The 21,487-nt window shown below is 64.0% G+C and carries 21 protein-coding genes and 1 tRNA gene; 11 read left to right on the forward strand and 11 right to left on the reverse strand.

Going from position 1 to position 21,487, the window contains the following annotated elements:
- Nucleotides 1-6 precede the first annotated feature (6 nt).
- Genes U0042_RS16795 through U0042_RS16805 form a run of 3 tightly spaced genes read right to left on the reverse strand, consistent with a single transcriptional unit; the run spans nucleotide 7 to nucleotide 2,527 of the window.
- Complete coding sequence (locus tag U0042_RS16795) at nucleotides 7-603, reverse strand: MarC family protein (RefSeq protein ID WP_017777098.1); 597 nt, start codon at nucleotides 601-603, stop codon at nucleotides 7-9.
- A gap of 19 nt (nucleotides 604-622) precedes the next feature.
- Nucleotides 623-2,359 carry a proline--tRNA ligase gene (locus U0042_RS16800; RefSeq protein ID WP_114813173.1) on the reverse strand — a complete coding sequence of 579 codons (1,737 nt, stop codon included), beginning with the start codon at nucleotides 2,357-2,359 and terminating at the stop codon, nucleotides 623-625.
- Nucleotides 2,360-2,527 carry a hypothetical protein gene (locus tag U0042_RS16805; RefSeq protein WP_198665369.1) on the reverse strand — a complete coding sequence of 56 codons (168 nt, stop codon included), beginning with the start codon at nucleotides 2,525-2,527 and terminating at the stop codon, nucleotides 2,360-2,362.
- 77 nt (nucleotides 2,528-2,604) lie between these two features.
- Here U0042_RS16805 and U0042_RS16810 point away from each other — a divergent pair, with 77 nt between their 5' ends.
- Entirely contained in the window at nucleotides 2,605-3,273 is a 669-nt protein-coding gene (locus U0042_RS16810; RefSeq protein WP_114813169.1) for an RNA pyrophosphohydrolase, read from the forward strand.
- Nucleotides 3,274-3,421: 148 nt separating this feature from the next.
- Entirely contained in the window at nucleotides 3,422-3,982 is a 561-nt protein-coding gene (locus tag U0042_RS16815) for a CNP1-like family protein (RefSeq protein WP_114813167.1), read from the forward strand.
- 21 nt (nucleotides 3,983-4,003) lie between these two features.
- On the opposite strand, the gene proB is transcribed toward U0042_RS16815, so the two are convergent.
- The 4 genes from proB to rplU form a co-directional block, all read right to left on the reverse strand.
- A complete protein-coding gene (proB, locus tag U0042_RS16820) occupies nucleotides 4,004-5,122 on the reverse strand; it encodes a glutamate 5-kinase (RefSeq protein WP_114813165.1) in 1,119 nt (372 codons plus the stop codon).
- An 83-nt stretch (nucleotides 5,123-5,205) separates the two neighbouring features.
- Entirely contained in the window at nucleotides 5,206-6,339 is a 1,134-nt protein-coding gene (gene cgtA / locus U0042_RS16825; RefSeq protein WP_114813163.1) for an Obg family GTPase CgtA, read from the reverse strand.
- Between the two features lie 193 nt (nucleotides 6,340-6,532).
- Nucleotides 6,533-6,796: a 50S ribosomal protein L27 gene (gene rpmA, locus U0042_RS16830; protein ID WP_114813161.1), complete on the reverse strand. Its 264-nt coding sequence runs from the start codon at nucleotides 6,794-6,796 to the stop codon at nucleotides 6,533-6,535.
- A 24-nt stretch (nucleotides 6,797-6,820) separates the two neighbouring features.
- Nucleotides 6,821-7,132 (reverse strand): 50S ribosomal protein L21, encoded by a 312-nt coding sequence (gene rplU / locus U0042_RS16835; protein ID WP_006025184.1) that lies wholly within the window; start codon nucleotides 7,130-7,132, stop codon nucleotides 6,821-6,823.
- 250 nt (nucleotides 7,133-7,382) lie between these two features.
- On the opposite strand from rplU, the gene U0042_RS16840 reads away from it, so the two are divergent.
- The 9 genes from U0042_RS16840 (at nucleotide 7,383) to yacG (ending at nucleotide 15,567) form a co-directional block, all read left to right on the forward strand.
- Nucleotides 7,383-8,375 carry a polyprenyl synthetase family protein gene (locus U0042_RS16840; protein WP_114813157.1) on the forward strand — a complete coding sequence of 331 codons (993 nt, stop codon included), beginning with the start codon at nucleotides 7,383-7,385 and terminating at the stop codon, nucleotides 8,373-8,375.
- A gap of 30 nt (nucleotides 8,376-8,405) precedes the next feature.
- A tRNA-Pro gene (locus U0042_RS16845) sits at nucleotides 8,406-8,482 on the forward strand.
- A gap of 159 nt (nucleotides 8,483-8,641) precedes the next feature.
- Nucleotides 8,642-9,967 carry an HlyC/CorC family transporter gene (locus U0042_RS16850; protein ID WP_114813155.1) on the forward strand — a complete coding sequence of 442 codons (1,326 nt, stop codon included), beginning with the start codon at nucleotides 8,642-8,644 and terminating at the stop codon, nucleotides 9,965-9,967.
- A gap of 82 nt (nucleotides 9,968-10,049) precedes the next feature.
- Nucleotides 10,050-11,423, forward strand: a complete 1,374-nt coding sequence (locus tag U0042_RS16855; protein ID WP_114813395.1) for a GspE/PulE family protein — start codon at nucleotides 10,050-10,052, stop codon at nucleotides 11,421-11,423.
- A 59-nt stretch (nucleotides 11,424-11,482) separates the two neighbouring features.
- Nucleotides 11,483-12,646: a type II secretion system F family protein gene (locus U0042_RS16860; RefSeq protein ID WP_198665372.1), complete on the forward strand. Its 1,164-nt coding sequence runs from the start codon at nucleotides 11,483-11,485 to the stop codon at nucleotides 12,644-12,646.
- A gap of 28 nt (nucleotides 12,647-12,674) precedes the next feature.
- Entirely contained in the window at nucleotides 12,675-13,610 is a 936-nt protein-coding gene (locus U0042_RS16865; protein ID WP_198665368.1) for a prepilin peptidase, read from the forward strand.
- 23 nt (nucleotides 13,611-13,633) lie between these two features.
- Complete coding sequence (gene coaE, locus U0042_RS16870; protein ID WP_114813151.1) at nucleotides 13,634-14,260, forward strand: dephospho-CoA kinase; 627 nt, start codon at nucleotides 13,634-13,636, stop codon at nucleotides 14,258-14,260.
- 227 nt (nucleotides 14,261-14,487) lie between these two features.
- A complete protein-coding gene (gene zapD, locus U0042_RS16875) occupies nucleotides 14,488-15,243 on the forward strand; it encodes a cell division protein ZapD (protein WP_017777111.1) in 756 nt (251 codons plus the stop codon).
- 123 nt (nucleotides 15,244-15,366) lie between these two features.
- Nucleotides 15,367-15,567: a DNA gyrase inhibitor YacG gene (yacG, locus tag U0042_RS16880; RefSeq protein ID WP_114813149.1), complete on the forward strand. Its 201-nt coding sequence runs from the start codon at nucleotides 15,367-15,369 to the stop codon at nucleotides 15,565-15,567.
- A gap of 68 nt (nucleotides 15,568-15,635) precedes the next feature.
- Here the strand turns inward: yacG and U0042_RS16885 are convergent, their stop codons facing one another.
- The 4 genes from U0042_RS16885 to secA all read right to left on the reverse strand — a co-directional run bounded on the left by U0042_RS16885 (nucleotide 15,636) and on the right by secA (nucleotide 21,177).
- Nucleotides 15,636-16,067 (reverse strand): NUDIX domain-containing protein, encoded by a 432-nt coding sequence (locus U0042_RS16885; RefSeq protein ID WP_114813147.1) that lies wholly within the window; start codon nucleotides 16,065-16,067, stop codon nucleotides 15,636-15,638.
- Nucleotides 16,064-16,933 (reverse strand): ATP-binding protein, encoded by an 870-nt coding sequence (locus U0042_RS16890; RefSeq protein WP_114813145.1) that lies wholly within the window; start codon nucleotides 16,931-16,933, stop codon nucleotides 16,064-16,066. Before U0042_RS16890 ends, U0042_RS16885 begins: the two co-directional genes overlap by 4 nt.
- Before the next feature lie 14 nt (nucleotides 16,934-16,947).
- The gene (gene argJ / locus U0042_RS16895; RefSeq protein ID WP_114813143.1) at nucleotides 16,948-18,189 is read right to left on the reverse strand and encodes a bifunctional glutamate N-acetyltransferase/amino-acid acetyltransferase ArgJ; all 1,242 of its coding nucleotides are present in this window, start codon (nucleotides 18,187-18,189) and stop codon (nucleotides 16,948-16,950) included.
- A gap of 165 nt (nucleotides 18,190-18,354) precedes the next feature.
- The gene (secA, locus tag U0042_RS16900; RefSeq protein ID WP_114813141.1) at nucleotides 18,355-21,177 is read right to left on the reverse strand and encodes a preprotein translocase subunit SecA; all 2,823 of its coding nucleotides are present in this window, start codon (nucleotides 21,175-21,177) and stop codon (nucleotides 18,355-18,357) included.
- Between the last annotated feature and the right edge of the window lie 310 nt (nucleotides 21,178-21,487).

The following is a 21,487-nucleotide window of genomic DNA, read 5'->3' on the forward strand; positions in this document are numbered from 1 at the left end:
GATCTTCTAAAGCTGGTGCACGAAGCTCCTGATCCCGCCCAGCATCATTTCCACCGAAATCGCCACGAGCACGAGTCCCATCAGGCGCTCGAAGGCGGTCACTGTCTGCTCGCCGAGCCATTGCTGAATGCGCTCGGCCAGTACCAGCACGATTGCGCACACGATCATCGTCACCGTGAGCGCGCCGATCCATTCGAGCATTTTCCCAGGTGCCTGCGACGTGAGCAGCATGACGGTCGCGAGCGCGGACGGGCCAGCTAGCGCGGGAATGGCGAGCGGCACGATGAGCGGCTCGCCGCCCTTCACATGACCGAACGGACCACCCGGATGCGGGAAGATCATCCGCAGCGCGATCAGGAACAGCACAATGCCGCCGCCGATGCGCAGCGACTGGTCGGTGAGGCTCATCATGCGCAGGAAGCGGTCGCCGACGATCATGAACACCAGCAGGATCACGAACGCGATCGCCACTTCCCGCAGAATCACGACGACGCGCCGCCGCGCGGTCACGCCGCGCAGACAGCCGATGAAGAGCGGAATGTTGCCGAGCGGATCGGTGATCAGGACGAGCAGGATCGTCGCGGACAGAAACGTGTATTCCACCGCGTTTCTCCTGTCCGGGTCAGCGAGCGAGCGCGGCGCGGACTTTTTCCGTTACCGTCGCGGCGGCGCTTTCCACGGGCAGCAGCGTCGGTTCGGCATCGCGACGCGCCTGGTACTCGATCTTGCCTTCCTTCAGACCGCGTTCGCCGATCACGAGCCGATGCGGCACGCCGATCAGCTCCCAGTCGGCAAACATCACGCCCGGACGCTCGCCGCGGTCGTCCAGAATCACGTCGATGCCCGCCGCCACGAGCTGGTCGTACAGGCGGTCGGCGTGCTCGCGCACGGCGTCGCTGCGGTCGTAGCCCATCGGGCACAGCACGACCTCGAACGGCGCAATCGCCTCGGGCCAAATGATGCCCTTCTCGTCGAAATTCTGCTCGATCGCCGCGCCGAGAATGCGCGTGACGCCAATGCCGTAGCAGCCCATCAGCATGGGTTGCGGCTTGCCGGTTTCGTCGAGGAACGTCGCGCCCATTGCTTCCGAGTAGCGCGTGCCGAGCTGGAACACGTGGCCCACCTCGATGCCGCGGCAGATGTCGATGGCACCCTTGCCGTCCGGTGAGGGATCGCCCTTCTTAACGTTGCGGATGTCGGCAACCACCGGCTCCGGCAGATCGCGGCCCCAGTTCACGCCGGCGATGTGATAGTCCATTTCGTTCGCACCGACGACGAAATCGCTCATGTTCGCGACCGTGCGGTCCGCGATCACGCGAACGGGTTTCTTCGTGCCGACAGGGCCCAGGTAGCCCGGCGGCGTGCCGAACCACTCGACAATTTCGTCTTCCGTGGCGAACCGGTGCTCCGCGAGACCGGGCAGTTTGCTCGTCTTGATCTCGTTGAGATCGTGGTCGCCGCGCAGCATCAGCAACCAGATGGTGGGTTCGGCGCCTTCGTTCTCGGTGGCAAGCACGATGGACTTAATGGTGCGCTCGAGCGGAATGTTCAGCAGCTCGGCCACCGCCTCGCACTTCGCCTTGCCAGGCGTGGCGACCTTCTGCATCGGCTCGGTGGGCGCCGCGCGCTGGGCAACGAGCGGCAGCGCTTCCGCCGCCTCGACGTTCGCCGCAAATTCCGAGGTCGGGCAGTACGCAATCGCGTCCTCGCCCGTGTCGGCAATCACGTGAAATTCGTGCGAACCCGTACCGCCGATCGCGCCGTTATCGGCCGCGACCGCGCGGAAATCGAGCCCGAAACGCGTGAAGATGCGCACGTACGCGTCGTACATCTTGCGGTATGACTCGCGCAGGCCGTCCATGTCCTTGTCGAAGGAGTAAGCGTCCTTCATGATGAATTCGCGCCCGCGCATCACGCCGAAACGCGGACGGATCTCGTCGCGGAACTTCGCCTGGATCTGGTAGAAATTCACCGGCAGCTGGCGATAGCTCTTTACCTGGTTGCGCGCGATGTCGGTCACCACTTCCTCGTGGGTCGGCCCCAGCACGAAGTCGCTCTGCTTGCGGTCTTTGAAACGCAGCAGTTCCGGCCCGTATTTCTCCCAGCGCCCCGATTCCTGCCACAGCTCGGCGGGTTGCACCGACGGCATCAGCAGCTCGATCGCCCCCGCGCGATTCATCTCTTCGCGCACGATCGCCTCGACCTTGCGGATGGAGCGCAGCCCGATCGGCAGGTAGTTATAGATGCCGCCGGCCACGCGCCGGATCATGCCGGCGCGCACCATCAGTTTGTGGCTGACGATTTCCGCGTCAGCAGGAGCTTCCTTCAGGGTGCCGATAAAGAAACGGGAGGCTTTCATTCAGAATTTTCCAAAAGCGGCGGCCGGGACGGGCCGCCCAAAGAAGGTCAAACGGTGGAATTTCCGGACCTGCGCGGCGGTGGAATCGTCAAACCATTCCCTGCGGCGGGCCTGGTGTTCAGGCGCCCCTGCCGCCACGCTGCGCGCTGCGGCGGGAAATTGTTCCATCGTGGTGCCTGTCCGGTGCGTCAGGACCGTTATCTGTTTATAATCAAAGCAATTTTAAAGGATTCGAAGGTGGTTGTATGCTGGATCGTGAAGGCTTTCGCCCGAACGTCGGCATCATCCTCTTGAACGCTCACAACGAGGTGTTTTGGGGCAAACGGCTTCGCGAACATTCCTGGCAATTTCCGCAAGGGGGCATCAAGTACGGTGAGACCCCCATGCAGGCGATGTATCGGGAGTTGCACGAAGAAACCGGCCTGCATCCAGAGCACGTCAAGATCATTGGTCGCACGCGCGACTGGTTGCGTTACGAGGTGCCCGACAAGTTCATCAAGCGCGAGGTGCGCGGTCATTACCGCGGCCAGAAGCAGATCTGGTTCCTGCTCAGGATGCTCGGACGCGACTGCGACATTTGTCTGCGAGCGACCGATCACCCCGAGTTCGATGCCTGGCGCTGGAATGAATATTGGGTGCCGCTCGACGCCGTGATCGAGTTCAAGCGGGATGTCTATCAGCTCGCGCTGACGGAATTGTCGCGTTTTCTGCGGCGCCCTGCGCCGCGCCCCGAGCGCAGTGGGCCCCACGCGCATGGAGCGCGGTACCCCCGCGTCGCGTCGTCCGCCCACGAGACGGCGACGATTTCGCAAACGCTCGTGACCGTCGAGACAACCACCATCCACACCGCCGTCGAGGGTGACTGCGCATCGATGGAAAGCCTGACGGTCCGCAGCGTAGACCCGGCCTCATGATCGTTTTACCGCTGTTTCGATCGTTCGTCGGTGGACGGTTGAAGCGGCAGATCGTACCTGCCTGTCGTGGCATTTCTGCGGCGCTTCACGCGCCGCTGCCGCCGGTACGGCCGTTCGAACGGACCACCGGCGTTTCGAGGACATCATATTGAAACGATTTGCTTTGGCCGTGGCGTGCGTTGCCACCGGTGCGCTTCTCGCTGCCTGCTCCAGCACGCAGCCCAAGACCAACCAGGACGACAGCGTGTTCACCTACCTGTTCGACAAGCCCGCGAACTGGACCGAGAACAAAGTCGAGACGCTTCCGCCTCTGCCGCAGCCCGGCGCGCGTCTGCTGCCATTCGATGTCTCGCAGAACACGCCTCTCAGCTTCGGCGTGGACCCGGGTTCGGTTTCGGTAGGCAGCGACGGTGTAGTGCGCTACACGGTGGTGATCACCAGCCCCAGCGGCGCGCGTAACGTCAACTACGAAGGCATCCGCTGCGATACCTACGAGTGGCGCCAGTACGCTGGCCTGAACGCAGATCACGACGGCTGGGACCGCACGGTCGCGACCGACTGGAAGCGAATCGAGAACGGCAACCTCAACGCCTATCAGGCCGCGCTGTATCAAGACTACTTCTGCGCGAACAAAATTCCGACGGGTTCCGCACCACGGATCGTCGAGAACATGCGCTACAAGCGCACCGCGACTTCGCTCATTCACTGAGCGGCTGACGGCGCCCCGCCGTCAGATCAGCACGAGGTTGTCGCGGTGGATCAGTTCGGGCTCGAGCATGTAGCCGAGCACGGACTCGATCTCCCCGCTCGGATGACGCTGGATGAGCTTGGCTTCGGCACTGCTGTAGTTGGTGATGCCACGCGCCACTTCGACGCCCGCGCCGTTCAGGCACGCGATCACCTCGCCGCGCGCAAAGGCACCCTGCACGGCGACCACGCCGATCGGCAGCAGGCTCTTGCCGCCCGAGGTGAGCTTCTCCACGGCGCCGTCGTCGATCACCACGTGGCCGCGCACCTGCAGATGGTCGGCCATCCATTGCTTGCGCGCGGTCATACGCGCCGTACGGGCGATCAGTTGGGTGCCAATCCCCTCGCCTGCGGCAAGTCGTAGCAGCACGTCGGGCTCGCGGCCGCTCGCGATCACCGTGTTTGCGCCGCTGTGCGCGGCGCGTTTCGCAGCCAGAATCTTCGTGAGCATGCCGCCGCGGCCGATGCTCGACCCCGCGCCGCCGGCCATGGCTTCAAGTTCGTGCGCGCCGGCATCCGCCTGGGCCACGAGGGTGGCGTTCGGGTCCTTGCGCGGGTCGGCGGTATAGAGTCCGCGCTGATCCGTGAGGATGACGAGCGCGTCGCCTTCGATCAGGTTCGCGACCAGCGCCCCCAACGTGTCGTTATCACCGAACTTGATTTCGTCGGTAACCACGGTGTCGTTCTCGTTGATGATCGGCACCACGCCCAGGCGCAGCAGCGTGAGCAACGTGGAGCGCGCGTTGAGATAGCGTTCGCGGTCGGCCAAGTCGGCGTGCGTGAGCAGAATTTGCGCGGTGCGGATGGCATGCTCGGCGAAACGGCTCTCGTAGACCTGCGCGAGCCCCATCTGCCCCACCGCGGCGGCGGCTTGCAACTCATCGATTTCGCGCGGACGTTTCGTCCAGCCGAGCCGTTGCATGCCTTCCGCGATTGCGCCCGAACTTACCAGCACCACTTCCTTGCCTGCGCCGCGCAACGCCGCGATCTGCGCGGCCCAGCGGCCGATAGCCTCGTGATCGAGCCCGCGCCCGTCGTTGGTAACGAGGCTCGATCCCACTTTCACAACGAGGCGCCGGGAATCGGCAATGACAGAACGCATGCTGCGCAATCTCCCCGATAACGGATGATGCTGGAGGAACGCCGGCAGGCGACGCATCGCACATACCGGCGCAACGTATAAACCTACCCCTGCGACGGGTCCGGCGCTGTTCCCGCCTCGCCCTCGTTCTGACCGGAGGCGCCATTCGCGCCGCGAAACCGCACGTCGGACGCCAGATCTTCGGCCTCCTCGGCGCGACGGGCGTCCGAATGGGCAGCAACGTAGTCGTACACGGCGTAGCAGAGGTTTTCGCAGCCCTGGCCCGTGAGCGCGGAAATCTCGAAGACGGGCCCGTCCCACTCGAAGCGCTTGACGAAGTCCGCAACGCGCGCCTCGCGCTCCGCTTCCGACACCATGTCAAGCTTGTTCAGCACCAGCCAGCGAGGCTTCTGATAAAGCGACTCGTCGTACTTGCGCAGTTCGTTGACGATTGCCTTCGCTTCGGCGACCGGGTCCGTGCCCTCGTCGAACGGCGCAAGATCCACGAGATGCAGCAGCAGCCCGGTGCGCTGCAGATGGCGCAGGAATTGGTGTCCGAGTCCGGCGCCTTCCGCCGCGCCCTCGATCAATCCCGGGATGTCCGCGATGACAAAGCTCTTGCCGGGTGCCACGCGCACCACACCCAGGTTAGGCGCGAGCGTAGTGAACGGATAATCGGCGATCTTCGGCTTCGCGTTCGAGACAGACGAAATGAACGTGGACTTGCCCGCGTTCGGCATGCCGAGCAGGCCGACATCCGCGAGTACCTTCAACTCGAGCCGGACCATGCGGCGCTCGCCGGGCTTGCCTTCGGTCTTCTGGCGCGGAGCCCGGTTCGTGGATGACTTGAAGTGCAGATTGCCCAAGCCGCCCGAACCACCCTTCGCGACCAGTACGCGCTGGTTGTGCTCCGTCAGGTCGGCGATCAGCTCGCCGGTGTCGATATCCGTAATGATCGTGCCGACGGGCATGCGCAGCGTGATGTCGTCGCCGCCCTTGCCGTAGCAGTCCGAGCCGCGACCGTTCTCGCCGTTGCGCGCCTGATGTTTCTTCGTATAGCGGTAGTCGATCAGCGTGTTGATGTTGCGGTCAGCAATGGCGTAGACGCTACCGCCGCGCCCGCCGTCTCCGCCGTCCGGGCCGCCGAACGGGACGAACTTTTCGCGGCGCATCGACGCGCTGCCATCGCCCCCATCGCCGGCGATGACTTCGATCTTCGCTTCGTCAATGAACTTCATGCGTTACTCCGTCCCGTGTTTTCTCTATTTTGCCGCGCCCGGCGGACCCACACCAACTGACCGAATGGTCGAGGCAATCGCACTCGCGATGGCCGCGTGCGAGCTCGCAGCGCATTCGCAGCACCAATGAAAAAGGCCCCGCAAACTTCGCGGGGCCTTTCATCCGGTCAGTTACCCGAGCCTGAAGGGCCGCTCAGGCTGCTGCCGGGACGACGACGACCGTGTGCTTCCGGTCGGCGCCCTTCGTCGTGAACTTGACGTGGCCGTCGACGAGCGCGTACAGGGTGTGATCCTTGCCGATGCCGACGTTGTCACCGGGGTGCATGCGCGTGCCACGCTGACGCACGATGATGCCGCCGGCATTGATTGCCTGACCGCCGTACACTTTGACCCCCAGTCGTTTCGACTCGGAATCGCGGCCGTTGCGTGACGAGCCGCCTGCCTTTTTGTGTGCCATGTGATTGCTCCTTAACCGTTGCGCTTACGCGTTGATCGCGTCGATGCGCAGTTCGGTGTAGTTCTGGCGGTGGCCGCCGTGCTTCTGGTAGTGCTTCCGGCGACGCATCTTGAAGATGGTCACTTTGGCGTGACGACCGTGCGACACAACGGTGGCCTTGACGGAAGCCCCACTGACCAGCGGCGTACCGAACTTGATCGATTCGCCTTCGCCCACTGCGAGAACCTGGTCGAGCGTGATTTCTGCGTCAATGTCAGCCGGTATCTGTTCTACTTTAAGTTTTTCGCCAACGGCAACCTTGTACTGCTTGCCGCCGGTTTTTATGACCGCGTACATTGAAAACCTCACTCTGGATTCGTTTTTCCGACGCACCGCGCGCGGAAACCCGTGATTATACATAGAGTTAGGATCAAGGTCAAAACTCATTCACGGCTGGTGCGCGCGGCCCTCCGCAGCATCCCCCCCGGCCATGCAAGCCAACGCCCGCAAGGCATTGGCAGGCCGCCGCCTCGCCCGAGCAGCCCCGCCAAAGCCCGGGATGTGCCCGTTCGCCTTATAATTCGCGGCACTACCCATTTTCGCCATCATGTCGTCGACCGCCACTTCCGCCCCCAACGCCGCTGCCCTGCTTGCCCCGATCGCTGAAGACATGGAGCAGGTGAACCGTGTCATCCGGCAACGTCTGGCGTCCGAGGTGATGCTAATCAACCAGATCTCGGAGTACATCATCGGGGCCGGAGGCAAGCGTCTGCGTCCTGCGCTGCTGCTTCTCGTGGCGGGTGCGCTCGGTGAGCGCACCGGGCACCGGTACGAACTGGCCGCCGTGATCGAATTCATCCACACGGCAACGCTGCTGCATGACGACGTGGTCGACGAATCGGACCTGCGGCGCGGCCGGCAAACGGCCAACGCGCTGTTCGGCAACGCGGCCAGCGTGCTGGTGGGCGACTTCCTGTATTCGCGCTCGTTCCAGATGATGGTGGGCGTCGGCAAGATGCGCGTGATGGAAATTCTTGCCGAAGCGACCAACATCATCTCCGAAGGCGAAGTCCTGCAGCTTCTCAACATGCACGATGCGGACGTGGACGAGGCGCGCTACATGCAGGTGATCCGCTACAAGACGGCGAAGCTCTTCGAAGCGGCGGCGCAACTGGGCGCCGTGCTGTCGGGTGCCGACGGGAAGATCGAAGAGGCTGCCGCCGAGTACGGCCGACACATCGGTACCGCCTTCCAGATCATGGACGACTGGCTCGACTACACAGGCACGGCCGAGTCGATGGGCAAGAACGCAGGCGACGACCTGCGCGAAGGCAAGCCCACCCTGCCGCTGATCTGGCTCATCGAGCATGGCACACCGGCCGAGTCGGCGCTCGCGCGCGAAGCCATCGAGCAAGGCGGAACGGACCGCTTCGAGGACATCTTCGCCGCCATCACGCGCTCCGGCGCGCTCGACCACACGCTCGAATGCGCCAAAGAAGAGGCTCGCGCGGCCGCAGCGGCAATTTCTTCGTTCCCGGATTCCATTTACAAAGAAAGCCTGCTAGAATTATGTTCTTACTCGACGACGCGTCAGTCTTGAACAAGACCGAAACATCGCGAGAGTCTAATTCGGGGTGTAGCTTAGCCTGGTAGAGCGCTACGTTCGGGACGTAGAGGCCGGAGGTTCGAATCCTCTCACCCCGACCAGAATTGCTGAAAAAACCGCGCATCATTGCGCGGTTTTTTTTCGCCCGCGATTACCGGTCTGGGCACCGCAGCGGCCGCGCTCAGCCATCCGGCCAGGCTGGAAGCGCCATCCCCCTCTGATATAGTTTTCCCATCCTATTTCCTCCCCCCTCTCGACGCGTGGAACAACTCCCTTTATGGGCGCAGATAGGCGCGGTTTTCCTGCTGCTCATCTGCTCCAGTTTCTTCTCCATCTCCGAGACGGCGATGATGGCCATCAACCGTCATCGCCTCAAACACCTGGCAAGCCGGGGCGCGCTCGGCGCAAAAGTCACCCAAGGGCTGCTGGCGCGTACCGACCTGCTGCTCTCGGTTATCCTTATTGGCAACAATCTGTTCAACACCATCATTCCGGTGCTCACCACGTCGATCGCGCTGCATACGTTCGGCCATGACAACGTGGTGCTCTCCATCGCGACCGGCATCGTTGCGTTCCTTATCATCGTGTTTGCCGAGATCACGCCCAAGATCGTGGGCGCCACCTATCCCGAGAAGATCGCGCTACCCGCCAGTCTGCTCATCGCTCCGTTGATGCGCATCACGAAACCGGTGGTCTGGTTGGTGAATCTGTTCGCCAACAGTCTGCTCAGGCTGCTGCACATCAATACCAAAGGCGCGCGCGAGCAGCGCCTGTCCACGGAAGAGCTGCGCACCATCGTGCTCGAATCCGGCAGTTTCATGCCCACCAAGCACCGCAGCATCCTGCTGAACCTCTTCGATCTGGAGAACATCACCGTCGACGACGTCATGATCCCGCGCCGCCGGATCGAGGCACTCGACTTCGAAGCACCGCTCGAAGACATCCTTCACCAACTCGAAACCTGCTATCACAACAAGCTGGTCGTCTATCAGGGTGACATCGACCGTGTGTTGGGCATCCTGCACGTGCGCAAAACGCTGGCGGCGCTGCACAACCAGGAACTGGAGCGCGAGACACTGCGCGAATTGCTCGCGGAACCCTACTTCGTCCCGACCGGCACGCCCGTGTTCCAGCAACTCCAATACTTCCAGGAGTCGCGGCAGCGTACGGCGCTCGTCGTCAACGAATACGGGGAACTTCAAGGACTCGTCACGCCGGAAGACATCATCGAGGAACTGATCGGGGAGTTCACCACGTCCATGCCGCGTAGCGGCTCAGGACGCGGAGGATGGAACGAGGAAGGCGAATGCATCGTGTCGGGCAGCATGCCGCTGCGCGAGCTGAATCGCTGGCTCCAGATTTCGTTGCCAACGGATGGCCCCAAGACCCTCAACGGCCTGATCCTCGAAATTCTCGAGGAAATTCCGGACGGTGACGTCTGCGTGCAGATCGGCGACGTGAAACTCGAAGTGATGCGCAGCGACGATCAGGCTATCCGCACCGTGAAGCTGTTCAGACCCGGCGCAAAAGGCCGTATGAAAGGCGGCACCAAAAGCAGCAAGACCATGCAGACATCGCAGCGTTAGCCATCTGGACGAATGCCAGACCAACCGCCGATGACCGATGATGAGCCGTCATCTTCCGCAGGCGGCGCAGTGCCGGTTTTCGATGTCTCCTTCGAAGTCTCCTTTCACGCAGCACCCAGAGCATTCCCCGCTATACGCGTCGACATCGCCAGCCGACGGCCGTCTGGCCCCGGCTGCCGCGGCGAGCAGCAACGCCGCAGGCACCGCGGGCACTCGAACCGCGGCAGTCACCACCGCAGCGAGCCCGCCGCCTCGCGCTCGTCCGGCCGATACGCTCGCCGCCGTGCGCGACACCGATAACACGCCCGCTGTCCGACTGCTCGCCGACACGCTCGAACAAGCTGCGCAACGCAACGCGTCCGATGTGCACATCGAGCCCTTCGAGCACGGCTGGCGCGTGAGACTGCGCATCGACGGCGTGCTTCACGAACTCGCGCGACCGCCTGCTCATCTGCGCGATCCGTTCGTTACGCGAGTGAAGGTGCTCGCACGAATGGATATCGCGGAACGGCGTGTGCCGCAGGACGGACGACTACGTCTTGCGCTCACAGGTGAGCGCAACGAAGACTATCGCGTCAATTCGTTGCCCACGCTCTTTGGCGAAAAGCTCGTACTGCGTCGGCTGGATGCGCTTCCTGCCGATCTGTCGCTCGCGTCGCTGGGGCTCGCGCAGGCACAGCAGCGCACCGTCGAAACCGCGATCCGCTCACCGCATGGTCTCGTGCTCGTGACCGGTCCCACCGGCAGCGGCAAGACGCTCTCGCTGTACTGTTTTCTGCAGATGCTCAACACGGAGTCGCGCAACGTGTGCTCGGTGGAAGATCCCGCTGAAATTCAGCTCGCCGGCATCAACCAGGTCAGCATTCGGGAGAAGGCGGGGCTCACGTTCGCGGTGGCGCTGCGCGCGTTTCTGCGCCAGGATCCGGACGTCATCATGATCGGCGAAATTCGCGACGAGGAAACAGCCGACGTGGCGGTGAAGGCGGCCCAGACCGGCCACCTTGTCCTCTCGACGCTGCACACGAACGACGCGCCGGCCGCCATCGGCCGCATGATCGACATCGGCGTGGCGCCTTATAACCTCGCGGCGGCATTGCGCATGGTGACTGCGCAGCGGCTCGTGCGGCGGCTGTGCACCACGTGTCGCAGGCCGTCCGACGATTTGGCGGCGTGGCGGGCGGTGGCCGGTGACGAGGCAGATCGCGGCTTGCCCTACTCGCCCCGCGGATGTGGTGCGTGCCACGGCATCGGTTATCGCGGGCGACTCGGCGTACACGAGGTGATGCCCGTGTCGGATGCCATGCGCGAACTCATCGTTCGACGTGCGGGGAGCCACGAAATTGCGCGACAAGCTCGCGCCGAACGCGTCACTAGCCTGCGTGAAGCCGCACTCGCACGAGTCTGCGACGGCACCACGAGTCTCGACGAAGCACTCGCCGCCACGGAGGCAGCGTGAACGTCCAACACGCCGAAACGAACGCTGCTGTTCACGACCTGCGCTTTGCATGGCGCGGCATGGACGCCTCCGGTATGCCAAGGCGCGGTTTGCTCGTTGCGGCGAATGCCGCACAGGCCCGCGAAGCGCTCAAGCGAGACAACGTCTTCGCACTCGAACTCGTCGTGCGCGGCACGGCACCGCGGCCCAAAGCGGCCCACTCGGACGTCTCGTTGTTCACGCGGCAACTCGCCAGCCTCTTGCGCGCAGGACTGCCGCTCGCGCCGGCACTGAATCTGCTCGCACAGGCAGACGGTCCGCGCGGCATGCCGCGCATCGCTGCGACGCTGTCACGCGACATCGCCGCGGGCATCGCATTTTCTGCGGCTCTGGGCCGTCATCCTGCGCAGTTCGGCCCGCTCTACTGCCAACTGGTTGCCGTAGGAGAAGCCTCAGGCGCGCTGCCGGCCGTGCTCGCCCGGATTGCGGACGATCGCGAACGCGCCGCCGCGCAACGCGCCAAGGTTCGCGCTGCGCTGACTTATCCCGTCGCCGTCCTCCTGTTCGCCGTTGCGATCACCGCGGCGCTGCTCATATGGGTCGTTCCCACGTTCAAGCAGATCTTCGATGGCTTTGGCGCCACCTTGCCTGCACCCACACGAACGGTACTCGCGCTCTCGAACGCTGCAGCGCGCTGGAGCGGTCCGTTCGTGACGCTGATCATCGCGGGCTGCCTGGCGCTACGCTGGCTCTTGCGCCGTTCCGACACGGCACGTGTCCGCTTCGGACGATTCGCGCTCGGTGTCCCGATTGCCGGCCCACTGTTGAAGACGCTCTGTGCGGCACGCTGGAGCCGCGCGCTCGGAACGCTCCTCGCGGCCGGCACGCCACTCGCCGACGCATTCGCCTCGCTCTCGCATGCAAGCGGGAATGCATTCTTCGACGAGGCAAGTGCCGGCATCGCGAGCCGCCTTGCTCGTGGCGAGCGGCTCGCGGCAGCCATGCGTTCGGCGCAGTGCTTTCCGTCACACGTCGTGCAGCCGGTTGCCGTTGCGGAGGAATCAGGCGCGTTGGATGCCATGCTGCTCGACGTAGCCGCGCTCGCCGATCGTCAGGTCGACGAAAAGATCGCCACGCTGTCCAGCCTGTGCGAGCCGCTCGTCATCGTCGTGCTTGGGGCGCTCGTGGGAGGCCTCGTCATCGCCATGTATCTTCCCATCATTCAACTGGGCAACGTGGTGTAGCATCGCTGCCAGATTCCGTCATCCATCCATGCACGCTCTCTTTCCGTTCCTGTCCGATACCGCGCGAAGCGGCCTGGCCGGCGTCTCGGGACATCCGCCCAGCACGCTTGCGCTCGCTTTCGGTGCGTTGCCGCAGAGCGTGCAGTTCGGCTTCGCGATCGTCATCGGGCTCGTAATCGGCAGCTTCCTCAACGTCGTTGTGCACCGCGTTCCCATCATGCTGGACCGGACGTGGCGCGCCGAGGTCACCGATGCAACCGGCCAGCTCTTCCCCGACGATGGTCTGCCCGCACGCTACAACCTGTGGCTGCCGCGCAGCGCGTGCCCGCACTGCGGCCATGCGCTGCGCGCTTGGGAAAACATCCCGGTGCTCAGCTGGCTGCTGCTGCGCGGACGCTGCTCGAATTGCCAGATGCGCGTCAGCGTGCGTTACCCGCTCATCGAAGTCGCGAGCGCACTCTGCGCGGTAGCCGCCCTCGCCGCATTTGGCCCTGCCGGCAAAGCGCTGCTCGCCTTCGGCCTGTGCGCCACGCTGATCGCGGTGAGCGCCATCGATCTCGATCACCAACTGTTGCCCGACTCGATGACGCTGCCGCTACTGTGGGCCGGCCTCATCGTCAATCTGGGCAGCACGTTCGCGAATCTGCACGACGCCGTAATCGGCGCCATTGCGGGCTATCTCGCGCTTTGGTGCGTCTACTGGCTATTTCGGCTGGTGCGCGGCGTGGAGGGAATGGGCTACGGCGACTTCAAGCTACTGTCGGCCCTGGGTGCATGGCTCGGATGGACGGCGTTGCCGCAGATCGTCGTGATTGCCGCCGTTGCGGGCGCCATCGTCGGACTCGTGGCAACCTGGACAGGTCGCATGCGATTCGAAGAGCCCTTGCCGTTCGGCCCGTTTCTCGCGGCCGGGGGGCTCATCACCCTCTTTCTCGGCACGCCGTTTTATTTCGCACCGTTCTAACTTCGTATTTGGGAGCACGGTTCATGTTCTCCGTCGGGCTAACCGGAGGTATTGGAAGCGGCAAATCCACTGTCGCAGACTTGTTCGCGGCACGGGGCGTCCCGGTGGTCGATACGGATTTCATCGCTCATCGCATCACCGCGCCAGGTGGTCTGGCCATGCTGCCGATCGTCGCAGAGTTTGGTCCGTCCTTCGCGGCGCCGGATGGGTCACTCGACCGCGCTCGCATGCGCTCGCTCGTCTTCTCGGACGATTCCGCGCGCAAGCGGCTCGAAGCCATCACACATCCGCTCATTCGCGCTGAGGCGGACCGCGAACGACGCGAAGCACAGGGGCCGTATGTGATCGTTGTCGTCCCTCTGCTCGTGGAGTCGGGCGACTGGAAGACGCGCGTGGATCGCGTTCTCGTCGTGGACTGCCCGGTCGAAACGCAGGTCGAACGGGTCATGAAGCGAAACGGATTCACACGCGAGCAGGTGCTTGCGATCGTCGCGCGGCAGGCATCGCGCGAAGCCCGACTCGCTGCCGCAGACGACGTCGTCGTGAACGACGGCGCTTCTATCGTGGCACTGACCGCTCGCGTCGAAGCGTTGCACCGCCGGTATCTTGCTCTCGCCAGCGGACAGGAGCACACGCAGCGCCAGCCGTAGAGACGTGCAGACAAACGTCTGTCGAACACGTGCAGGAAGAAGGGCATCCGTGACAATACGGTGAACGAACCGCCGGCGGCTACGCAACCCGATCAACACACGCTTCGCGGGGCGCGTCACGGCGCCGCAAGGCTTGCCTCGCCATGAAAGTGCGCGATTGCGACGGTAGTCTCACGGCATTAGAATGTCCTGCAATCCTGTCACCGACCACGCCGAGGCGAGCGCGCTTGATTCTTTACGAGTATCCCTTCAACGAGCGAATCCGCACGCTGTTGCGCCTCGAGGATCTGTTCGAGCGCTTCACGTTCTTCCTCACCCAGGAAGACGCACGGGAGCATCACGTTGCGCTCACGACGCTGTTCGAAATATCGGAAGTCGCGGGCCGCGCCGATCTGAAGTCGGATCTGATGAAGGAACTCGAGCGTCAGCGTCAGACGCTGGCACCATTCCGCGGCAACCCCGGCATCGAACAAAACGCACTCGAAGCCGTGCTGGGCGAGATCGAGCAGACGCTCGCCGGGCTCGGCCAGATGCAAGGCAAAACTGGCCAGCATCTTGCAGACAACGAGTGGCTTGCAAGCATCCGTAGCCGCACGATCATTCCGGGCGGTACCTGCAAGTTCGATCTTCCGTCGTACTACGCCTGGCAGCAGTCGCACCCGGACCAGCGGCGTCAGGACATCGCGAAGTGGGTCACGCCGCTGCTGCCGCTGCGCGATGCCGCCGCCATTGTGCTGCGCCTCGCACGCGAATCGGGCCAGGCGTCCAAGGTGATGGCCATGCAGGGCAGCTACCAGCAAATGCTCTCGGGCCGCTCATATCAGCTCATGCAAGTGCGCGTGGCACCGGAATTGCGCGTCATTCCGGAAGCAAGCGCGAACAAGTACATGCTGTGGGTGCGCTTCATGGTGCAAGACGGTGACCTGCGGCCGCGCGCCGTCGACGTCGACGTACCGTTCCAGCTCACGTTGTGCAGCCTCTGAGCCACCTGGCGCATTTCACACGATTGTCGCGCCTCAGCCGTTGAACGAGGCATTGCGTTCCGGCAAGTGCCCGACGCGCACCGTGTCAAGACCCTCAGCACAATCGAACGAACGTCTAGCCGAATGACTGCCACTGTCGTGAAATGCCCGACTTGCGGAAAGGAAGTCCGCTGGGTACCTGAGAACCGTTACCGCCCGTTTTGCTCAGAGCGCTGCAAGCAGATCGATCTGGGTGCATGGGCCGCGGAAAAATACCGCATCGGCGGCAATGAAGAAGATACGCCGCCGGACGACACGCCGCCCATCGATACGCGGCCGCAGTAACCGCGTGCGGTGAACCGGTGCGGTAAGCCAGTCGCAAGGCGCGGCGCCTTACCGCGACCACGCCTCCATCACTCCGCCGCGAGCCACTCCAGCACGGGAATCGTCGCGGGCAAGAGCGGCGACACGTCAGCCGGCAGTGTCTGCCAGACGAACGCCTGACCTTCGCGCCCGTGCGGCTCCCCTTGCCATTCGGTGACCTTGCAGAAGTACAACCGCACGTAAGCATGCGGATAGTCGTGCTCGAGCGTGTGCCACCGATGACAGGCGGTCACCTCGATGCCGAGTTCCTCGTGAAGCTCTCTCGCGAGCGCGGCCTCCACCGATTCGCCCGCCTCCAGCTTGCCGCCCGGGAACTCCCAGTAGCCTTCGTACGGTTTGCCCGCCGGCCGCTGCGCCAGCAGGTACCGACCGTCCGGCTTCACAAGCACGCCAACGGCCACTTCGGTCACGGGTCGCTGCGCGCCCGTGTCCGCTGCTGCACTATTCGTCGCGCCCGTCATGCCGACGCCCTCCTGCCGGACCAGTCGCGAGCGAACTGCCATGCGACCCGCCCCGAGCGCGAGCCGCGCTCCAGTGCCCACACGAGCGCATCGCCGCGCGCCGCTTCGATTTCGGCGTCATCGCAGCCGAAATGCCGCAGCCAGTGGCCGACGATCGCGAGGTAGTCGTCCTGCTTGAACGGGTAGAAGCTGACCCACAGCCCGAAACGCTCCGACAGCGAGATCTTTTCCTCGACCACTTCGCCCGGGTGGATTTCGCCGTCCGGCATATGCCGGTACGTCTCGTTGTCGCTCATGTACTCCGGCAGCAGGTGGCGCCGGTTCGACGTCGCGTAGATCAGCACGTTGTCGGACTGCGCTGCCACCGAGCCGTCCAGCGCGACCTTGAGCGCCTTGTAGCCCGACTCGCCTTCCTCGAACGAGAGGTCGTCGCAGAACACGATGAAGCGCTCCGGACGCTGCGAAATGAGATCGACGATGTCGCCCAGGTCATGCAGGTCGTCCTTGTCGACCTCGATCAGGCGCAGGCCGTCCTTCGCGTGCGCGTTGAGGCAGGCCTTGATCAGCGACGACTTGCCGGTGCCGCGTGCGCCCGTCAGCAGCACGTTGTTCGCAGGCCGCCGATGAACAAACTGTCGCGTGTTCTGCTCGATCAGGTCCTTCTGGCGATCGATGTTCTGAAGATCGTCGAGCGCGATGGTGGAAATGGCGGTGACGGGCTGCAGAAAGCCACGCCCCTGGCGCTTGCGCCAACGAAACGCCACCGCGGCATTCCAGTCCACTTCCGGCGCGAGCGGCGGCAGCACCGCTTCCAGGCGGCCGAGCAAAGCCTCGGCGCGGGTCAGAAACTGTTCGAGCTTGTCCATGGCAAGGTGCGGGATCAGGAGCGATAGTCGGCGTTGATGCTCACGTAGTCGTGCGACAGGTCGCAGGTCCAGATAGTGGCCTGCGCGTCGCCGCGGCCTAGCCGCACACGCACCGCGATCTCGCTCTTCTTCATGACGCGCTGGCCGTCTTCCTCGCGGTAGTCGGGGTTGCGCCCGCCCGCGCGCGCAACGAGCACGTCGTCCAGATAGACCTCGACCTTGCCCACGTCGAGGTCTGCGATGCCGGCATAACCGATGGCGGCGAGAATGCGGCCAAGGTTCGGGTCCGACGCGTAGAACGCCGTTTTCACGAGCGGCGAATGGCCGATGGCGTAGGCGACCTGGCGGCACTCGCCCACATTCGCGCCCTGTTCCACCTGAACCGTGATGAACTTCGTCGCGCCTTCGCCGTCGCGCACGATGAGTTGCGCCAGCGTCTGCGCCATTTCGGTCACCGCGTCGCGCAGTGCGGCATACGCGGGCGATTCGGTCGACGTGATCGCGGGCAGGCTCGACTTGCCGGTGGCGATCAGGATGAACGAGTCATTCGTCGACGTATCGCCGTCGATCGTGATGCAGTTGAACGAGCGGTCCGCTGCGTGCTTCACGAGCGCGTCGAGTACGGGCTGCGCCACGGCGGCGTCGAAGGCGAGGAAGCCGAGCATGGTCGCCATGTTCGGCTTGATCATGCCGGCGCCCTTGCTGATGCCCGAGAGCGTCACGGTATGGCCGTCGATGGTGACCTGGCGCGAGGCCGCCTTCGGCAGCGTGTCCGTGGTCATGATGGCCTGCGCCGCGTCGTACCAGTGCGCCGGGCCCCGGTTTGCGAGTGCCTGCGGTAAACCGGCCTTCAGGCGGTCGATGGGCAACGGCTCCAGAATCACGCCGGTCGAGAACGGCAGCACCTGCTCAGGCGCAATACCCGCGAGACGCGCAAGCTCAGCGCACGTTTCGCGCGCGACAGCGAGCCCCGGCTCCCCCGTCCCGGCATTGGCGTTACCCGTGTTCACCACCAGCGCGCGAATGCCGCTGCCGCCTTCGCGCACGCGGGCGAGATGCTCGCGGCACACCGTCACGGGCGCGGCACAAAAGCGGTTCGACGTGAACACGCCCGCAACCGTGGCGCCTTCTTCGACGGAAATCACCAGCACATCCTTGCGGTTCGGTTTGCGGATGTTGGCCTCAGCCCAGCCGAGCGTCACGCCGGCGACGGGATGAAGTTGTGCGGGATCGATCGAGGGGAAATTGACAGCCATGGTGGCGACCTGTCGGAGAGGCAATGCCGGCGGCAAGACGTGGCGGGTGAGCCGGCATCGTAGGGTCAAAAAAGGCCCGGACGAAGTCCAGGCCGCCGGAGTCTCAACGGCACAGCGCGCCATGAGACGAAACGGCGCGCCACACAGGACGCGCCGCATTCGCCATCAGCCGAGCTTGCCGTGGCACTGCTTGTACTTCTTGCCGCTGCCGCACGGGCAGGGATCGTTGCGGCCCACCTTGGCGACGGCGGGCGCGGCCTTCGGCACGGGGTTGTCCTGCGCCGTGCCGTATTGCATGGCGTGATCGACCATCGATGCTGCGGCATCCGCCGCGGCCGGTGCCGCGGAGGCCGCGACAGCAGCCGCTTCGGCGAATTCGGCATGCCGGAACTCGACGTTTTCGAGATGGCTGCTGCCTTCCTCTTCGTACTGTTCCGCCGCCTGCTCGAGCTGCTCCGGTGTCTGGATCTGGACGTTCATCACGATCCGCGTCACTTCGTGCTTGACCGCGTCGAGCATGGCCGCGAAGAGTTCGAACGCCTCGCGCTTGTATTCCTGCTTCGGATTCTTCTGCGCATAGCCCCGCAGGTGGATGCCCTGACGCAGGTGATCGAGCGCCGCGAGGTGCTCGCGCCAGTGACGGTCGAGCGTCTGCAGCATGATCGAACGCTCGAACGCGCTGAACGATTCGCGGCCCACGAGCGCGACCTTGTGCTCGTACGTTTCGTCCGCGGCGGCGAGCACGGCTTCGAGAATTTCGTCTGCGTCGATCGACTGCGATTCGTTGATCATCTCCTGAATCGCGAGGTCGAGCTGCCAGTCGTTGCGCAGCGCTTCTTCCAGCTCGGGCACGTCCCATTGCTCTTCGATGCTGCCTTGCGGAACGAACTGCCGGACGAGATCCGTGACCACGCCGTGGCGCATCGCGCCGATCGTTTCGGTGATGTCCTGCGCTTCGAGCAACTCGTTGCGCTGCTGGTAGATCACCTTGCGCTGGTCGTTGGAGACGTCGTCGTATTCGAGCAGCTGTTTGCGGATATCGAAGTTGCGCGCTTCGACCTTGCGCTGCGCCGACTCGATGGAACGCGTGACGATGCCGGCCTCGATCGCCTCGCCTTCCGGCATCTTGAGGCGGTCCATGATGGCGCGCACGCGGTCGCCTGCGAAAATGCGCAGCAGCGGGTCGTCGAGCGACAGATAGAAGCGCGACGAGCCCGGATCGCCCTGACGGCCGGCGCGTCCGCGCAGTTGGTTGTCGATACGGCGCGACTCGTGACGCTCGGTGCCGATGATGTGCAGACCGCCCGCCGCCTTCACCTGGTCGTGCAGCGCCTGCCATTCGTCGTGCAGCTGCTGGATGCGGCGCGCTTTTTCGTCGGCCGGAATCGACTCGTCGGCTTCGAGGAACGTCGCCTGCTTTTCGGCATTGCCGCCCAGCACGATGTCGGTACCGCGGCCGGCCATGTTGGTGGCGATCGTGATGCGCTTCGGGCGCCCGGCTTCCGCGACAATCGCTGCCTCGCGCGCGTGCTGCTTGGCGTTCAGCACTTCGTGCGGCAGACCTGCCTTCTGCAGCAGGTTCGACAGCAGCTCCGAATTCTCGATCGACGTCGTACCGACCAGCACCGGCTGGCCGCGCTCGTAGCAATCGCGGATATCGCGAATGACCGCGTCGTAGCGCTCTTTCGCGGTCTTGTAGATCTGATCCTGGAGGTCGATCCGCTTCGGCGGCCGGTTGGTCGGGATCACGACCGTCTCGAGGCCGTAGATCTCGTTGAATTCGTACGCTTCGGTATCCGCGGTACCGGTCATGCCCGAAAGCTTCGAGTACATGCGGAAGTAGTTCTGGAACGTGATCGAGGCGAGCGTCTGGTTCTCGCTCTGGATCTTCACGTGCTCCTTGGCTTCCACGGCCTGGTGCAGGCCGTCGGACCAGCGGCGGCCCTGCATCAGGCGGCCCGTGAATTCGTCGACGATGATCACTTCGCCGTTCTGCACGACGTAGTGCTGGTCCCGATAGAACAGCGTATGTGCACGCAGTGCCGCGTACACGTGGTGCATCAACGTGATGTTCTGCGGCGCGTAAAGGCTCTCGCCCTCGCCGATGAGGCCCCACTCGGCGAGCAGGCGTTCCGCCTTCTCGTGGCCCGACTCGGTGAGGAACACCTGGCGCGCCTTCTCGTCGAGCGTGTAGTCGCCCGGCTTCTCCACGCCCGTGCCGTCCGCGCGCTCTTCGCCGATCTGCCGCTCGAGCAACGGCGGCAGCGCGTTCATGCGCACGTAGAGATCGGTATGGTCTTCGGCCTGGCCCGAGATGATGAGCGGCGTACGCGCTTCATCGATCAGGATGGAGTCCACCTCGTCGACGATGGCGAAGTTGAGCGGCCGCTGCACGCGCGCTTCGGTCTCGTAGACCATGTTGTCGCGCAGGTAGTCGAAGCCGAACTCGTTGTTGGTGCCGTAGGTGATGTCCGCCGCGTAGGCTTCCTGCTTGAGCGCGTGATCCATCTGCGACAGGTTCACGCCCACGGAAAGCCCGAGGAAGTTGTAGAGCCGGCCCATCCACTCGGCGTCGCGCTGGGCGAGGTAGTCGTTCACCGTGACCACGTGCACGCCGCGCCCCGACAACGCGTTCAGATAAGCGGCCAGCGTAGCGACGAGCGTCTTGCCTTCGCCGGTGCGCATTTCGGCGATCTTGCCGTAATGCAGCACCATGCCGCCAATCAACTGCACATCGAAGTGGCGCATCTTGAGCACGCGGCGGCTCGCCTCGCGGCACACCGCGAAGGCTTCGGGCAGCAGTTGATCGAGCGACTCGCCGTTCGCGACGCGCTGACGGAATTCGTCCGTCTTCGCGCGCAGCTGCTCATCGGTCAATTGCTCGATTTTCGATTCGAGCGCATTGATGGCCGCGACGGTCTTTTGATATTGCTTGATCAGACGCTGGTTGCGGCTGCCAAAAATCTTCTGTAGGAAACCGTTGATCATCGGATCGGTTCTGCGTCGCGGCTTTCGGCCGGGCATGCTTGCCAGATGCACCCGGAGCGGAAGGACCTCGGCGGCATAAGTCCAGTAGTGAATTCGAATCGGGCATTTTAGCACGCGCCCCTGTCTGCGCCTGTGTCAGGCGTGGGTCGCGAAGCCGCGCGTATTCTGCTCGTGCAGGTCGCCGCAAAGGCTTGTCGGACAACGCCTGCAAGGCCGATGGCACGCTACAATCCAGGCATCCGAAAGTACACCGCCTGACGCACGCCGGAACGTTCCGGTGCCCGCGTTGGTCTGCCTTATACGCCGCCCC

The organism is Paraburkholderia kururiensis (assembly GCF_034424375.1).
Classification (GTDB): domain Bacteria; phylum Pseudomonadota; class Gammaproteobacteria; order Burkholderiales; family Burkholderiaceae; genus Paraburkholderia; species Paraburkholderia kururiensis_A.

Coding starts and splice junctions, on each gene's coding strand:
- U0042_RS16800 (WP_114813173.1), bottom strand. CDS start 2,359: ATGAAAGCCTCCCGTTTCTTTATCGGCACCCTGAAGGAAGCTCCTGCT.
- U0042_RS16805 (WP_198665369.1), bottom strand. CDS start 2,527: ATGGAACAATTTCCCGCCGCAGCGCGCAGCGTGGCGGCAGGGGCGCCT.
- U0042_RS16810 (WP_114813169.1), top strand. CDS start 2,605: ATGCTGGATCGTGAAGGCTTTCGCCCGAACGTCGGCATCATCCTCTTG.
- proB (WP_114813165.1), bottom strand. CDS start 5,122: ATGCGTTCTGTCATTGCCGATTCCCGGCGCCTCGTTGTGAAAGTGGGA.
- cgtA (WP_114813163.1), bottom strand. CDS start 6,339: ATGAAGTTCATTGACGAAGCGAAGATCGAAGTCATCGCCGGCGATGGG.
- rpmA (WP_114813161.1), bottom strand. CDS start 6,796: ATGGCACACAAAAAGGCAGGCGGCTCGTCACGCAACGGCCGCGATTCC.
- rplU (WP_006025184.1), bottom strand. CDS start 7,132: ATGTACGCGGTCATAAAAACCGGCGGCAAGCAGTACAAGGTTGCCGTT.
- U0042_RS16840 (WP_114813157.1), top strand. CDS start 7,383: ATGTCGTCGACCGCCACTTCCGCCCCCAACGCCGCTGCCCTGCTTGCC.
- U0042_RS16855 (WP_114813395.1), top strand. CDS start 10,050: ATGTCTCCTTCGAAGTCTCCTTTCACGCAGCACCCAGAGCATTCCCCG.
- U0042_RS16860 (WP_198665372.1), top strand. CDS start 11,483: ATGGACGCCTCCGGTATGCCAAGGCGCGGTTTGCTCGTTGCGGCGAAT.
- U0042_RS16865 (WP_198665368.1), top strand. CDS start 12,675: ATGCACGCTCTCTTTCCGTTCCTGTCCGATACCGCGCGAAGCGGCCTG.
- coaE (WP_114813151.1), top strand. CDS start 13,634: ATGTTCTCCGTCGGGCTAACCGGAGGTATTGGAAGCGGCAAATCCACT.
- yacG (WP_114813149.1), top strand. CDS start 15,367: ATGACTGCCACTGTCGTGAAATGCCCGACTTGCGGAAAGGAAGTCCGC.
- U0042_RS16885 (WP_114813147.1), bottom strand. CDS start 16,067: ATGACGGGCGCGACGAATAGTGCAGCAGCGGACACGGGCGCGCAGCGA.
- U0042_RS16890 (WP_114813145.1), bottom strand. CDS start 16,933: ATGGACAAGCTCGAACAGTTTCTGACCCGCGCCGAGGCTTTGCTCGGC.
- argJ (WP_114813143.1), bottom strand. CDS start 18,189: ATGGCTGTCAATTTCCCCTCGATCGATCCCGCACAACTTCATCCCGTC.
- secA (WP_114813141.1), bottom strand. CDS start 21,177: ATGATCAACGGTTTCCTACAGAAGATTTTTGGCAGCCGCAACCAGCGT.